The 14,448-nt window shown below is 47.5% G+C and carries 13 protein-coding genes; 9 read left to right on the forward strand and 4 right to left on the reverse strand.

Features of this window, described 5'->3' with window-relative positions; translation table 11 throughout:
- Positions 1–372 precede the first annotated feature (372 nt).
- Both ACO0K1_RS12660 and ACO0K1_RS12665 read left to right on the forward strand, forming a co-directional pair.
- Positions 373–1,674 (forward strand): HD-GYP domain-containing protein, encoded by a 1,302-nt coding sequence (locus ACO0K1_RS12660; RefSeq protein ID WP_423026227.1) that lies wholly within the window; start codon positions 373–375, stop codon positions 1,672–1,674.
- Positions 1,674–4,070, forward strand: a complete 2,397-nt coding sequence (locus ACO0K1_RS12665) for a sensor domain-containing protein (protein WP_423026229.1) — start codon at positions 1,674–1,676, stop codon at positions 4,068–4,070. The genes ACO0K1_RS12660 and ACO0K1_RS12665 overlap by 1 nt, the downstream gene beginning before the upstream one ends.
- A gap of 2 nt (positions 4,071–4,072) precedes the next feature.
- On the opposite strand, the gene ACO0K1_RS12670 is transcribed toward ACO0K1_RS12665, so the two are convergent.
- The gene (locus ACO0K1_RS12670; protein ID WP_423026231.1) at positions 4,073–4,843 is read right to left on the reverse strand and encodes a tetratricopeptide repeat protein; all 771 of its coding nucleotides are present in this window, start codon (positions 4,841–4,843) and stop codon (positions 4,073–4,075) included.
- 227 nt (positions 4,844–5,070) lie between these two features.
- Here ACO0K1_RS12670 and ACO0K1_RS12675 point away from each other — a divergent pair, with 227 nt between their 5' ends.
- The 5 genes from ACO0K1_RS12675 (at position 5,071) to ACO0K1_RS12695 (ending at position 8,100) form a co-directional block, all read left to right on the forward strand.
- Complete coding sequence (locus tag ACO0K1_RS12675) at positions 5,071–5,970, forward strand: methylglyoxal synthase (protein ID WP_423026233.1); 900 nt, start codon at positions 5,071–5,073, stop codon at positions 5,968–5,970.
- A 19-nt stretch (positions 5,971–5,989) separates the two neighbouring features.
- Positions 5,990–6,478 (forward strand): phage regulatory CII family protein, encoded by a 489-nt coding sequence (locus tag ACO0K1_RS12680; RefSeq protein WP_423026235.1) that lies wholly within the window; start codon positions 5,990–5,992, stop codon positions 6,476–6,478.
- 104 nt (positions 6,479–6,582) lie between these two features.
- A complete protein-coding gene (locus ACO0K1_RS12685; protein ID WP_423026237.1) occupies positions 6,583–7,158 on the forward strand; it encodes a chromate transporter in 576 nt (191 codons plus the stop codon).
- Positions 7,158–7,751, forward strand: coding sequence for a chromate transporter (locus tag ACO0K1_RS12690; protein WP_423026239.1), 594 nt, complete (start codon positions 7,158–7,160; stop codon positions 7,749–7,751). Before ACO0K1_RS12685 ends, ACO0K1_RS12690 begins: the two co-directional genes overlap by 1 nt.
- A gap of 16 nt (positions 7,752–7,767) precedes the next feature.
- Entirely contained in the window at positions 7,768–8,100 is a 333-nt protein-coding gene (locus ACO0K1_RS12695; RefSeq protein WP_423026241.1) for a hypothetical protein, read from the forward strand.
- Here the strand turns inward: ACO0K1_RS12695 and ACO0K1_RS12700 are convergent.
- Positions 8,064–9,464, reverse strand: coding sequence for a DUF1501 domain-containing protein (locus tag ACO0K1_RS12700; protein WP_423026243.1), 1,401 nt, complete (start codon positions 9,462–9,464; stop codon positions 8,064–8,066). The genes ACO0K1_RS12695 and ACO0K1_RS12700 overlap by 37 nt on opposite strands.
- A gap of 10 nt (positions 9,465–9,474) precedes the next feature.
- On the reverse strand, positions 9,475–11,250 hold the full coding sequence (locus ACO0K1_RS12705) for a DUF1800 domain-containing protein (protein ID WP_423026245.1): 1,776 nt from the start codon (positions 11,248–11,250) through the stop codon (positions 9,475–9,477).
- A gap of 318 nt (positions 11,251–11,568) precedes the next feature.
- Here ACO0K1_RS12705 and ACO0K1_RS12710 point away from each other — a divergent pair, with 318 nt between their 5' ends.
- Positions 11,569–12,429 carry a hypothetical protein gene (locus ACO0K1_RS12710; RefSeq protein ID WP_423026247.1) on the forward strand — a complete coding sequence of 287 codons (861 nt, stop codon included), beginning with the start codon at positions 11,569–11,571 and terminating at the stop codon, positions 12,427–12,429.
- Between the two features lie 24 nt (positions 12,430–12,453).
- Here the strand turns inward: ACO0K1_RS12710 and ACO0K1_RS12715 are convergent, their stop codons facing one another.
- Positions 12,454–12,765, reverse strand: a complete 312-nt coding sequence (locus ACO0K1_RS12715; RefSeq protein WP_423026248.1) for a hypothetical protein — start codon at positions 12,763–12,765, stop codon at positions 12,454–12,456.
- Positions 12,766–12,943: 178 nt separating this feature from the next.
- On the opposite strand from ACO0K1_RS12715, the gene ACO0K1_RS12720 reads away from it, so the two are divergent.
- On the forward strand, positions 12,944–14,401 hold the full coding sequence (locus tag ACO0K1_RS12720) for a PLP-dependent aminotransferase family protein (protein ID WP_423026250.1): 1,458 nt from the start codon (positions 12,944–12,946) through the stop codon (positions 14,399–14,401).
- Positions 14,402–14,448: the final 47 nt, after the last annotated feature.

Genomic DNA, 14,448 nt, shown 5'->3' on the forward strand with positions numbered 1-14,448 from the left:
ACACATATTTATCAATTGTCTCTTTTTACGCTTTACAAATTCACATTTCGTGACATAGTTAAGTCTTAGGACTATGGGATGCGTATAACAGATAGTTTTTTTGTCGTCCTGACATTAATTAAAATGAATCGTTGGCGTAATTCTTTCCATTCAAGAAAAAGCGGAGCTCAGTAATCACCTTCAGTCTTTATAAAAAATAAATTGAATTAAACAACAAACTAAGTGCAAATTCATTGTTTTTATTATAATTATGTGGCTTTTTTTACAAAAATTTGTTGTACTATCGTGGCAATACAATGTTCTCTGTAAAAATGGCAAAAAATCAATTGAGATGTTTATCCCTAAGGCGCGGCCTTGTGATAAGTGAATGCGATGACTGATATTCATACACAATTTATCGACCTATCACAATTGCGTCTCGGAATGTTCGTCTACCTCGACGTTGGTTGGATGGATCATCCGTTCCCCGTCAGTAACTTCAAAATCAGCAATCAAACACAAATAGACATCCTGCGTTCGTTGGGATTACAACGCATACGCTTTTCGCCCGACAAGAGCACTGTGGTTCACACGGATGAAGATCAGGCAGCGAATTTCACCTCTGACAGTGCGGCGGCGCAAGCAGCTGCAAAAAATCAAGAAACCTCAGAAGAACGCGAGCTTCGACTGCGGCGTGATTTGTTAATCAACCAAGCTGTCAGTTTGCAAGTTTGCGAAAAACAATTTAGCAGCGCTGCCCAAACATTCAAACAAATTGGCGATCAGGTATTTTCTCAACCAAGCGTCGCAAAAGAATTATCTGAAGAACTTATCCAAAGTTTTCTAGGGCAGATTTTAGATGAGGACGAAGCGGCAATTCGGTTGCTGTCAGAAAAAGCAGGTGAAAAAAGCTCATTGCACTCAATCAATGTAACAGTCATTTCACTCTTGCTGGGAAAAACCTTAAACCTGAGTAAGTCAGATATGCTGCATCTTGGTGTCGGCACCTTGCTGCATGACATTGGGAAAGCAGAATTACCAGACCGGTTACGTTGGGTCGATGAACAATTCAATTATGCAGAAAAACAAATTTTCCAAGAACATGTAGGTCATAGCCTTGCGCTGGCACGTAAAATGGATTTACCACCAGGTGCCTTGCTGTTGATCGCACAGCACCACGAGTATGTAGATGGAAGCGGCTATCCGAGCCGCATCAGAGGCGAGAAAATGTCGTCTTTAAGCCGCATCGCTTCGTTGGTGAATTTTTATGACAATCTATGCAATCCAGCCAACCCGGCGCTAGCGATCACACCACATGAAGCCTTGTCTCAAATATTCACCCAATACAAACCGCGCTTTCATACGCCAACCTTAACCGCGTTTATTCGCATGATGGGGATTTACCCGCCGGGCTCAGTCGTACAGTTGACCGATGAACGCTACGCGTTGGTGGTCTCGGTGAACTCGGCGCGGCCAATCAAACCTAAAGTCATCATTCACGACCCGACATATCCACGTGAAGAAGCCTTAATTATCAATCTGGAGCAGGAACAACAACTCGGCATTCACCGTAGCCTTAAACCTCTACAATTACCAAAAGCCGCTTATGACTACTTGTCTCCTCGAAAACGCTTGTGTTACTTCTTCGAGCGCGGACTAGAAGCAGGTGCTGACCTGGCAGTGGGAAATAGCTAATGAAACCGCATCAATTGCAATCATTGATAGAGGGAATGCTAGAAGCCATCATTCTGGTTGACCCGATCCATTTACGCATTCTGACCGCTAATCGTACCGCACACCAATTACTCAAAGTTGAGCCTGGCAGTCTGTCAGGAAAAGGCATCATTGATATTGCTGCTGCGCCAGAAGATGTATTTTTTTGGGAAGACGTCGCCGTTGGTCTGTCAGAAAATATCCATTCAGAAACATTGTTGCAATGTGCCGACGCCAGTATTTTGCAAGTAGAACGCCGGGTTTCTCTGGTAAGAGTTGGTATGGATGGTTCATTCTACGTTGTGGCAATCAATGATCATAGCAGCCAGCGCAAAATTGAAAATGAATTAGAAAAACTGATTGCGGAATTGCGAGGCACCTTAGAATCAACTGCCGACGGTATTTTGGTGACCAACCTAGACGGTGGCATCCGTAGTTACAACCATCTGTTCGCTGAACTATGGGGGTTGCCAGACGAATTAATGACGCAACGTGATGACGGCGCGATCTATGCGTGGATGGACAAATGCATGATCGATGCCGAACGGTACACTGAACGTCTGGGTACGATCGGCCGCTCTCCCTTAATGGAGGCGACAGATGTTTTAGTCCTGCGTTCTGGAAAGATTCTGGAGCGTGTTACCTTGCCGCAATTCGCTCGCGGACGTCCAATTGGACGAGTCTATTCTTATCGAGACATCACACAAAAATTAGCCGATGAGGCACGCTTACATCTCGCAGCGAAGGTATTTGAATCCAGTACTGACGCCATTTTTATTACTGATCACGAACAAAAAATAATCACCATCAATCCCAGTTTTGAAAAATTAACGAGCTACACGGAAGCAGAAATGCGCGGCAAATCACCGCGGTCATTTTTTGCCACTGAAAGTAACATCGATTTAATTGATCAGTTATTAGCGAAACTCGAAATTAATGGCTCCTGGGAAGGTGAACTTTGGAACCGTCGTAAGAATGGCCACGCGTATTTGTGCATGATAACGCTGGTGAAATTGCAAGATGATCAAGGCAAAACAATTCACTATATTGGCTTCTTTAAAGACCGCACTGAGACGCACGCTGCGAAGCAAAAAATCGAAGAACTAGCGTTTTCTGACGCACTCACCGGACTACCCAACCGACTTTTGCTTGCCGAACGAATTCATCAGGCGATTACCCATGCCGGGCGTAAAAATGGCACATTTGCCTTATTGTTTTTAGATCTGGATCACTTTAAGCAAATTAACGATGCCCTGGGTCATCCATTTGGTGACCGAGTTTTACTGGAAGTGACAGAACGCTTGAAACGTTGCATCCGTCAAGTCGACACTGCCGCGCGTTTAGGCGGTGACGAGTTTATTTTGCTGCTGCATGAAGCAGACGCTGCCGGTGCCGAAATTTGCGCCCAGCGTGTGTTAGAAGAACTGACGACACCGATTACGTTGGATGGCATGAACTTTACGGTGACGTCGAGTATTGGTATCGCTCTCTATCCTGCTGATGGCATTAGCATGGATGATTTAATTAAAAACGCTGACAGCGCGATGTACCACGTCAAGGAGCGCGGTCGCTCGGATTTCCGTTTTTATCAAAGGCAAATGAATATTGGTTTGCTTTCGCGCATGAAGTTGGATCATGCAATGCGTCAAGCATTAGAAAAAAATCTGTTTCGTTTGCATTATCAGCCGCAGTTCGATATGCAGACCGGCAACATTTTTGGCGTCGAAGCGCTGATCCGATGGACCGATAAGGATTTAGGCGAAGTGTCCCCTGGCCAGTTTATACCTATCGCTGAAGAATCTGGTGTCATCGTTCAAATAGGTCACTGGGTCATGCAAACTGCCATGCGTCAGGCCGCAGAATGGCAACGCCAAGGCCATACACTCAGGATGAGTTTCAATGTCTCAGGCTTACAATTTCAGCAAGCAAATTTTGTTGAAACGATCGCTGCAGCGCTGACCGAAAATAATTTAGCGCCGGGAAGCATCGATCTGGAGTTAACCGAATCGGTGTTAATTAAAGATATTGATGAGAATCTGAAAAAATTAACGGCACTCGCCAAACTTGGCGTGAAACTATCGATTGATGATTTTGGCACAGGGTATTCGAGCTTGAGTTACCTCAAACGTTTTCCTATCCACAAATTGAAGATTGACCGCTCATTTGTTGAAGATTTACCGGATGATGAAAGCAATGTGGCGATCGTCACCGCAATCATTCACCTCGCGCACGCTTTGAAATTACAAGTCATCGCTGAAGGCGTAGAAACGGTAGAACAAAGAAATTTTTTAGCAACGTTACAGTGCGAAGAATTGCAGGGATTTTTATTTGCGCCAGCAATGTCAGTTGAAGAATTTGAAAAAAAGTTTTTACAATAAACTCATAACTTAGTAGGTTGCCAGTTACGCGTTTCTTCTTGAATAGCAGCAATTTGTTCTTGGTTTAAACCAGAACTGACCAAGTCACGGCTATCCAATTTTTTAGTGCCGATGTTCAGGCTAGCTTGTAATAAATACTGGTAGCCCACAATCACATTTTTTTCAATTCCTGCACCATACAAATAGTGCCTTCCCAACTGAAATTGGGCAGAAGATAAACCTTTTTCCGATGCTTGCTTTAACAAAGCCACTGCCATTTTTTCATCTTTTTGCAGGCCATTGCCTTCACTGTAAAGCATTGCAAGATGATATTGAGCGGCAGGATTTTTTTGTGCAGCTGCACCTTGATACCAGGCAGCAGCTTTTTTGAGGTCTTGCGGAACGACCTTTCCTAGTTCATATAAAGAACCCAAGATCAATTGCGCCGATGAGAAATTTTGTTTGGCAGCTTGATTAAACAAAGCTAAGGCATACGCTTCATTACGATCTTCACCTTCGCCCGTCAAATACAATAGGCCAAGATTCGTTTGCGCGCCCGGATGCCCTTGTTCAGCAGCTCGCGTCAGCCATAGGCGCGCCTCTTCTAAACTTTGATAACCGAAGTCACCATTTAAGTATGCTAATGCCAAAGTATTCTGAGCCTCTACGTCCCCCAACAAGGCCCAATGCTGCACCTGCATTTCATCTTCATCGAAATCATCATCGCCAACGGCGCTGGCACATGAAGATATGATGAGCAGTGCAAAAAAAAGATGGAGGCATTTTTTCATCATTTTTCTTTCGCTTTTTTTGACTTGATTTGATACTACGCTTTCCATGTTAAAAAAGATGTTTCCATCGTGTCGAATTAGGTAACGTATTGTTGTGGAGAAACAGGCGTCTGGCAAACTCTCAAGCACTTGATCAACCACTTAATCAACTATTAGTTAACTGACGAATAGCTGACTATTCCATGAATCGCAAGGTACACTATTAAAAATTTAAATGGAAGGGTGCAAACTTGAATCAACTCACAAAAAAGAAATATCGCATTGGGTTAATCGCCAATAGGTCTCACCAGGACGCGCAAGACTCTGCCTTAGTCAAGTTAATCCGTGGGGCTCAGCATGCCATTTCCTTTCTCGATCCCGAATTTGTGGTGGTCGGCAGAACCCTCGATACCATGGTGTCGCATGGATTGATGGATATTTGCTCTCGTGTCGAACGTTTTCCCTATGGCCGCGATGGTGGCTTGATGAAACTCGTATCGCGCGTCGTTGACAGTGACCCTCTGCGTGCCGTAGATGCCGTGATCTATTTGATTGATCCAGTTGATCCTTCTTCTATTTTCCCAGAAGCTGTTGCCTTAAAACGGCAATGCGTGATTCATAAAAAGCCTTTTCTGGCGACCTTGGCAAGCGCCCGAGAATGGCTGGAACTAGAAGCCCATTCGCAGGGCGCACCGCGCGATGTCAGTTTGGACCCAAGTTTCGATTTACAGCATGAAGGTATTGCTCTGATCGCACACGATGCAATGAAACAAAAAATGTTGTTACTTGCTGAAAAACATTTTTCGCTACTTGATCAGTTTTCACATCGCTATGCAACCGGTACCACCGGTGGTTTGCTCAATCAACTGGCACAGAAAATCAAAGGCGAAGACGCAGGGCAACACTGGGTTAAACCATATTTGTCTGGCCCCTTAGGTGGCGACGCACAACTTGCTGAATTAGTATTAGATCGTGGAATTCGTCGTATTTTATTTTTAGAAGATCCTCATGTTGCGCGGCAACATGAGGCTGATATTCAACTACTGGAACGCGCAGCACGTACCGTCACTGATTTTTCTCAGGTTGTCAGTGAAGTCGATGAAGCAGATCATTGGTTGACTTGTTTACGTCAACGAGTTGACGCTTGTTAATGAGTAACGAGGAGAAAAGATGACGCGCAGATATTCCGACATGAACCAGCACGACGCTCTGTACAAAGTCGCCCGTGCTTATCCGGGAGGATTGGAGGCGCTGGCTTCGAAGCTGGATATATCGGTCAATGTGTTGAGAAATAAATTAGCTCCGGGGATAGAAACGCATTACCCATCGTTTGAAGAGTTATCGCAAATTGTTGAATGTTGCGATGCGGCAGGCGTGAGCGATGCACATCTTCCGTTACACGCTTTATTAGGACGACACGGGCTCGCGGCATTTGTCATTCCTGAGCCGGGACAAATTAAAGATGACGACTTATCACGTACCGTTTGTCGCGTCATGAGTCAAGTTGGCGACGTTGCCGAGGCAGTGTCTACCGCCTTACTTGATGGTGTTATTACCGATACCGAAGCAGATCTCATTGAACGCGAGTTTCAGGCGGCGCTCACGGTGTTAGGCGAGTGGCGCGCACGCATACGTGCACACCGACAATCACAAGATTAAGGCGCTGTCGTTAATGAATTTATCAGGTACACAGGACAGACTATTTTCTGCGAAGATCGCTGGCTTGTTTTACAATCAGACCTTTTGTTGACGCCACCAGCACCATGTCAAACGAAACACTTGCACCTCAACCACGACCACAATCGCTGGCAGATCTGTTTATGTCATTTACGCTATTAGCTTTACAAGGCTTTGGTGGCGTACTCGCGATCGTTCAACGCGAATTAGTAGAAAAGAAACGTTGGCTGACACCTGAAGAGTTTATGGAAGACTGGGCAGTAGCGCAGATCATGCCCGGTCCCAATGTCATGAATTTGTCGATGATGGTTGGCAACCGCTATTTTGGCTTGCCAGGAGCGCTGACGGCGTTAGCTGGGATGCTGACGGTGCCTCTGATCATTGTATTGTTACTGGCCTTAATGTATTCGCAATTTGCCAGTCATCCTGGCGTTGCAGGCGCTTTGCGCGGCATGAGCGCGGTCACTTCCGGCATGATCTTTGCGTCTGGATTGAAACTGATACCAGCATTAAAAAATCATCCTTTGCGCCAGGGCGTGGCATTGATCCTAAGTGCAATTTGTTTTATCTGTGTCGGCTTACTGCACATTCCCTTACTTTACGTATTACTTGGTTTAGGTGCGTTTTCCTGGCGCCTGGTTTTTAAAAAGCTGGGGAAATAATGCCCAATCCGGAACATCTTTTATTAATACATATGCAGTGGTCTGACTGGCTGCATTTGTGGTTGCACTTTTTGATGTTGTCTTTGTTATCGGTCGGTGGTGCGGTCTCGACCTTGCCGGATATGCATCGATATCTTGTTGGACAACAGCATTGGTTAAACGATACCCAATTTAACTCCTCCATCGCTATCGCACAGGCGGCGCCTGGTCCAAACGTCCTGTTCATCGCCTTAATGGGTTGGAATGTTGGCCTGAATGCCGGCAGCATGTGGATAGGTTTGCTGGGGGTATTAATCACGATGAGTGGTATTTTATTGCCAAGTGCAACGCTGACATTCATGGCCGCCCGGTGGGGTCATGAAAATAGGGATTTGAAAATCGTGCGCAGCTTCAAGCTTGGCATGGCGCCGATTGTGGTCGGTTTATTATTATCAACTGGTTGGATTATGGCCAGCTCCCACGATATCCCAAGCAAGGACTGGCCGATCTGGTTGTTATCCGCCTTATGTGCACTGGTTGTCTGGCGCACACGGCTGCACTTATTATGGCTGCTGGCGTTAGGTGCAGGGTTGGGATGGTTTGGGCTGGTTTAGCCAACCACACTGCCATGTGACGCCAATTCAAATAACGGCAATTACTCCCCTCTACCGTAAGCGAGTCCAGCTTGGTGTTGGTGTTGGTGTTGGTGTTGGTGTTGGGGTTGGGGTTGGGATTGGGGTTGGGATTGGGGTTGGGATTGGGGTTGGGATTGAGGGTGGTCGCTTTGCTGATTACCTAAATAAAGAAAGTTCTAAGTCAAATACAACACATAAGAGTCATCAGATTTGGTTGGCGGGTCAATCCCGCTCTCCGCGTGGTGGAAACCACGTCTTTGTGTGTACAACCCCAAAAACCGTCACCTGCAATCAGACAAAACCCAAATTCCGGCTACTAACATTGTAATTCGCCAAATTTGGTAACAAGGTCAGCAAATCGCTGTCGGAGACACCAAGCCATTTACCTAAAGTCGCCGCATATTGATCGACCGATGTGGTTGGCAACAACCGTCCCTGACCGACGTCATCAGGGCCATTGGATGCGATAACTGGTGGCGTGCCATAAAAACGTTGGCCATTCACCGCACCGCCCATCACAAAATGCATACTGCCCCATCCATGATCAGAGCCATCATTGTTACCGCTCAAGGTTCGTCCAAAATCAGATGCCGTAAAGCTGGTCACATTATTGGCGACACCCAACTCTACCGTGGCGTTATAAAAAGCGGACATCGCGTCTGCCAAACCTGTCATTAATTTTGGATGAATAGTTACTAAACCATCGTGCGTATCAAAACCATTCATAGACACAAAAAATACCTGGCGTTTCGCGCCTGTCGTCGCCGCAATTGAAATCATGCGCGCCACCATTTTTAATTGGTCGCCGAGATTATTCTGAGTCGGAAATACCGTTTTTAATGCCGGTGCACTCGCCAATGCACTGGTCAAGATCGCATTGGCATTGATGGCGCGGCTATTGATGCGGTTGTATTCATTTTCCAGAAGGTGTGTGCGGCTTTGCGTTACCAAGGCCTGCAGCGCACTTGAACACGCAGCGGAACCAAATAAAGGCGATTTAATGCCGTTGAGTGGCACGGAACCATTCGTAGAAACCTGATACTGTACGGCAGTATTGCCAGCGAGATAAACGGCATTGCCTGAAACATTAATGCAGGTAAACGTCGAATTAGTATTCGAAGATTGAAACAGATCCCCCATCTTTCCACCCCAGCCTGACCGTGCACCTTCCGCTGACGAAGACTGCCAGACCGACTGCTGATCGTTATGAGAAAACAGCTTAGGAGGTAAAGGCACGCTTTTGTTGGTGTACTGTAATTTGGTAGTTGGTTGAACCAGGGTACCAACATTTAAAATCACGGCCATCTGGCCGGCGCTAAAAATCGGCATGAGCGGCGCCAGTTCGGGTGCCAACGCATATTGATGGCTAAAACCTGCGCTATCAATCGGCGCTTTGAGCGGATTGAGCACGGTGCTAGTCAGTAAATTTTGCGCATATCCGAGGCTGGGACGCAAATTAAAATACGCGTTATAGCCGGTCGTATCGTAAGGAATTAAGGTATTACCGTAATCGTTACCGCCATACAGAAAAATGCAGACCGTGGCCTTATAGTCAGTCGCGTTGGCAGCAGAAGCTTCAGACAAAGCGGCTAAATTGAGCGCCCAAGGCGTCGCGACACCGGCAATGGATAAACTGGAAGCGCGCTGTAAAAATGCGCGCCGTGACGCATTCATCGTTGGTTTATTAGTCATGATGAATTCCTTATTTCTGAACGATATATTCGGGGGCTGCAAACACTAAAGTGAGTGCCGCATAAACACGGTTCGCATTCGCCGCGTCGGTACCGCCAGGCATACTGCTAATCGCTGTAACGAGTGCAGAAATCGTCGCGTCGCTCAGTTGCCCGGCCGCGACTACAGTATTGATTTCTGCCAATAAAGCACTTGGTGTCGCCGCTAATGGTGTCAGACTACTATAGTCAGGAACCAGGTCAGTATTCCCTTTGCTGACGATTCTCTGCATAAAATTAACGTAACCAATCACCGTGGATTCATTCGTAATCTGGAACTCGGGTGCCACCAAGGAAGCGTTTGCAATCGAGGTATTTGGTGGCACATAACCAGGCCTGAAAAAGTTAAACACGGAGCCCGATCTCAGCGGGCTCTGACCTAGTTTGGAAGACGCATCGCTGGTATTGCCTACCGTCCACAAATCGCTTACTGAGGTGACATTGTAGGCACGCGCCCAGTTCAAAAACCGATAAATCGGTTCGCGCAATTTGCCGAATTGTGGGTTGGTCAAATTACTACTATTGCGCGCTTCATCATCCAGCAATATGGCTTTGACAACCGCAGCCAGATTGCCTTTCACGTTATTGCCGTCATTTAAAAATACCGTAGAGACGCGTTGCACATAGGCGGGCGAAGGGTTGCTGGTCACCAGTCGTTGAATCAGCTGCCGGCTCACAAATGGTGCCAGATTCGGATGAGCAAAGACGATATCCAACGCTGCCGTCAGGCTTTGTGCGCCAGTCAAACCAGCAGGGACAGTACTGCCAAGGAAAGTCGAGGCGCCAGTTTCATGCTGACTTGCTACCTGTGTCAATGGCCGTTGATGAAAATCTGGCGTCGTCGTATTGCTGGTCGATAAATCGAAATTCCACCCCGTAAAAATGCGGGCTAATCCGGTAATATCAGTGAGGGTGTAGGTCTCTTGATTGGCACCATTGACGACCACGGGAGTCCCATCTGGATTCAGTTTTAGCAGACCAATGGTGAATAATTGCATCAGCTCACGAGCATAGTTTTCGTCAGGGAGAGAATCGATTTTTGGGTTCGCTTTTATGTTGCCAACGAATGTCAGATACTGTCCCATTGCTGTACTGGTAGAAATGACCTGTAATAAGGTTCTGTAATTACCAAAGGCGTTGGCCTCCAATAGATCCAGATAGTTTGCGGCCGCAAAAGCTTGCCAGCCAGAACCTGTCAAACCGTCAATACCAACCACCAATATCTCAGACAAAGCGTGCGCTACCCGTTGTCTTAGCGTGTCGGGTGACGTCATCAGTTTGTACCAAACCACCGAATCAAAGCCATTTTGGGTAAAAATATTGGCGGCAGCATCGTAGCCTTTGGTTTTCAACCAATTCCATCGACTCGCCGATTGCGGCAAGGCGATTTGCGCGTCTATCCATGCTGAATAACCAGACGCTTTAACCTGAGCAATATGGGCACGAGTCGCGCCGACAGACGCCTGCGCCAGAAAGCGCGACGCTTCAGCATCAGTCGGTGCGACCGCGACCGGCGGGATCGTCGAAGAGGACGTCGAACTCGACGCAGAACCGCCGCCGCATGCCTCTAAAAGCAAACTCGCACCGATCACTGAGGAACTGGCTTTTACAACTTTTCCAGCTTTTTCAGCTTTTTCAGCTTTTCCAGTTTTTACTGCGTTTGCGCCTGCTAACGAAGGATCTTCATTCATTTCTAATGTGACCAGGTTGCCGTTTTGTAGCAAATTTTCTAACAAAGTGTGTTGCATGACTTACTCCAAATGGTACACGCGGTAGCAAAGCGCTTATCAATACGAATTAGCTTAGCGGATGGGATCGATCTTACCTAAGGGAATTTGTTGTTTCAAATGTTACAAATTCAACCACGTTGTCGTAAGATCGTATTTTTTCATAGGGAACTTAGTGAGCGAACTGGGTCTCTGATGTAATGAATTGTTACACATTACTTTTTTATGACTTGCAGAAATGGCATCCGTGGTAGGTGTCTAGCAATCTTTGTTACAGTGCCCGGCGTAGATTAAGGTATCCTTGGCAACTCAAAATTCAGATATCCCGAAACATCACCCATGAAGTTGAGTATTGAAGCACCTGAAAATGACAACGATATTACCGATCCCGGTGAGATTCACCTGCATCTCAGGTTTCGTCCGGCCAATTTCATCGGTATTACAATCGTAGTCATCATTCATGCCCTGTTGCTTTATTTTTTGCTTCATATTCAGGTAGAAAAAAAGAAAAAGCAGGGGGATGATGCTGGCTCACGCACACCCATGGTATTAATTTTGGACAAAGCCGTTATGGCCAAGATGGCAGCGCCAGCACCAAAAAAATCGACACCAAAGCCGCCCGTCATCCCGCATACCAAGAAGTCGATCACGCCGCCAACGCCTGTGGCACCTGTTCAGACAGCACAAACGACAGTCAAGGAACCGACACCTATTGTCGAAGCACCGCCACAGCAGGACATGATGAGCATGCTCAATGCAGCACGTGAACGCCGTCGCGCCCAGCAAGAGGCAGCAAATCAAGACGAGCAAGCGGCAAATCGGTCCAGCCACGGTATGAGTGCGCAAGAAGTAGCGGAAGCGAATGTTCGCCATAGCATGCAGCAAGCAGCTGGACGTGAAGGGACGAATGGTGTGTTCCATATTACAAGCATGAGCACCCGGGTTGGTAGCTTTTCGTTCCGTGGCTGGAAACCGACGTCTGGCAATAGCTGGAAACAAACCATCGAAGTCGATGCTGGTTTAGGCGGCGACCTGCAAACCGCCATGGTACGACGAATGATAGAACTCATTCGCTCGCATTATCCAGGCGACTTTAGCTGGGAGTCGCCTCGTCTCGGACGCGTGGTCACTCTTTCTGCGCGCCCACAAGACAGCGAACAGCTGGAAACCTTCCTGAAAAAAGAGTTCTTCGGCAGTTGAGTTGCGGACTCTACACAACTGAATCTACGCAGCAGACTCAACAAGGTGCAACCGACGGTAAAGACTCCCGACATATTTCAAGATGCGTTCTATGCCGGAGCTCGGTTCTTCCAACAATAGATCACAGTCAGTGTGTGCCGTCAGACATAACCAGCCGCCCTCACTCACTGTATAGCGATCACCTTCCGCCACCGACATTGTAGAGCTCATACAAATGCCTTCCGACACGTTCACGCACTTTTGTACGCTGATGCGTCCTGAGCGTACATGGATGTGGCTGGATTTGTTGATACGCTGATACAAGCATTGACCTTGACCTATAAATTGGGTTTGCATTGCTCTCTCCTGAGAAGCAGTTGGTGAAGTTCACAGCCTAAACGTCAGTACGCATCACCAACAGGCACAGAAATTTACTATCTGTATCGCAGCACAGGCTAAAATTATTCACTGTTATGGTCATAAATTTGTTTAACTGTATCTTTGCCAGCCACGACAGAACACGGATGATTTACGGATGCAAGCACCTACTCTATATCGCCAATTAGCGGAACATTATCTGAGCGCCATCCGCCATGGCACACTTGCGACCGGTGATCGCATGCCGTCGGTGCGTAAGCTGATGCAATTGCATGAAGTCAGCCTGTCAACTGCCCTGCAAATGTGCCGCTATATGGAAGCGGAAGGATGGTTGGAGGCACGCCCCCGCTCGGGCTATTTTGTGCGCCAACCCCGACGGGTGCGCCTGGCGCCAGCGCTAGAACCCAAGCCGGCGACGGGTATCGATCCGGCACAGTTTGTCGGTATCCATGAACGTGTTTCTGGCATCATTGCACAGGGTCAACGATCAGTGAAAATCAATCTGGCACGCGCTACAGGGGCGCCAGACTTGTACCCACATAAACAGTTGCGCCAACTCGCAGCCAATTTGCTACGTCAACATCCACTTTTATTAACCAAGGCCATTTCACCCGGCGGCAACCGCGAATTAAAAGCGGCGCTGGCAAAACGCGCGTTGGATGTGGGTATCAGTACGCCTGCAGATGAGGTCATCGTCACCAATGGCTGCATCGAAGCGTTGAACCTCGCATTGCGCGCAGTAGCACACGCAGGCGACGTCATCGCAGTAGAATCACCGACGTTTTATGGCTTGCTGCAAGTACTCGAAAGCCTGGGGATGAAGGCTTTAGAAATCCCCACCAGCCCCAGCACAGGTATTTCAATCGAAGCCTTAGAACTGGCGATGCAAACCTATGACAATATCAAAGCAGTTGTGGTGGTGCCACATTTACAAAATCCGTTAGGTAGCATCATGCCCGACACGCATAAGCAAAGGTTAGTGGCGCTCTGTGAAGAAAAGAACGTTCCACTGATCGAAGATGACTCCTACGGCGCGCTGGCCAATGGTGACAAGATTCCGACGGCGGCCAAGCACTGGGACCGCACTGGCAATGTGATTTATTGTGCCTCGTTACATAAAATTTTAGCACCCGGTTTGCGTTTGGGTTGGATGCTGGGCGGGCGCTGGCAAGCACGTATCAGCATGTTCAAATATGCTCAGACGCGCTATAACGAAGAGTTATCGCAACTCATTGCTGCCACCTTTTTACAATCTAGTAGCTATGACCGACACCTGCGAAAATTGCGCGCCACACTGACACAACAACGCGAAAAAATGGCGGAAGGCATTGCGACCTATTTCCCCGAAGGCACGCGTTTAACCATTCCCGATGGTGGCGTATCGGTATGGGTAGAGATGCCGCACCAAGTGTCGTCACGTGCCGTTTTTGATGCCGCATTACGTCACGATATTCTAGTCTCGCCGGGTTTGCTGTATTCGAATTCGAACCGCTTCGATCATTTTTTACGGCTCAATTGCGGCACCCATTACTCGCATGAATTAGACGATGCTTTGCGGACTTTAGGCCGCATCGTCAATGATATGGCACAGCGCAGAAAAGACGCTGCGGCATAAAAAAACTCCCGCAATCACCGAAGTGATGCGGGAGTTTCAGACCAATC

It is taken from the genome of Undibacterium sp. SXout20W (genome assembly GCF_049340285.1).
Taxonomy (GTDB): domain Bacteria; phylum Pseudomonadota; class Gammaproteobacteria; order Burkholderiales; family Burkholderiaceae_D; genus Undibacterium.

Coding starts and splice junctions, on each gene's coding strand:
- ACO0K1_RS12660 (WP_423026227.1), top strand. CDS start 373: ATGACTGATATTCATACACAATTTATCGACCTATCACAATTGCGTCTC.
- ACO0K1_RS12665 (WP_423026229.1), top strand. CDS start 1,674: ATGAAACCGCATCAATTGCAATCATTGATAGAGGGAATGCTAGAAGCC.
- ACO0K1_RS12670 (WP_423026231.1), bottom strand. CDS start 4,843: ATGATGAAAAAATGCCTCCATCTTTTTTTTGCACTGCTCATCATATCT.
- ACO0K1_RS12680 (WP_423026235.1), top strand. CDS start 5,990: ATGACGCGCAGATATTCCGACATGAACCAGCACGACGCTCTGTACAAA.
- ACO0K1_RS12685 (WP_423026237.1), top strand. CDS start 6,583: ATGTCAAACGAAACACTTGCACCTCAACCACGACCACAATCGCTGGCA.
- ACO0K1_RS12690 (WP_423026239.1), top strand. CDS start 7,158: ATGCCCAATCCGGAACATCTTTTATTAATACATATGCAGTGGTCTGAC.
- ACO0K1_RS12700 (WP_423026243.1), bottom strand. CDS start 9,464: ATGACTAATAAACCAACGATGAATGCGTCACGGCGCGCATTTTTACAG.
- ACO0K1_RS12705 (WP_423026245.1), bottom strand. CDS start 11,250: ATGCAACACACTTTGTTAGAAAATTTGCTACAAAACGGCAACCTGGTC.
- ACO0K1_RS12710 (WP_423026247.1), top strand. CDS start 11,569: ATGAAGTTGAGTATTGAAGCACCTGAAAATGACAACGATATTACCGAT.
- ACO0K1_RS12715 (WP_423026248.1), bottom strand. CDS start 12,765: ATGCAAACCCAATTTATAGGTCAAGGTCAATGCTTGTATCAGCGTATC.
- ACO0K1_RS12720 (WP_423026250.1), top strand. CDS start 12,944: ATGCAAGCACCTACTCTATATCGCCAATTAGCGGAACATTATCTGAGC.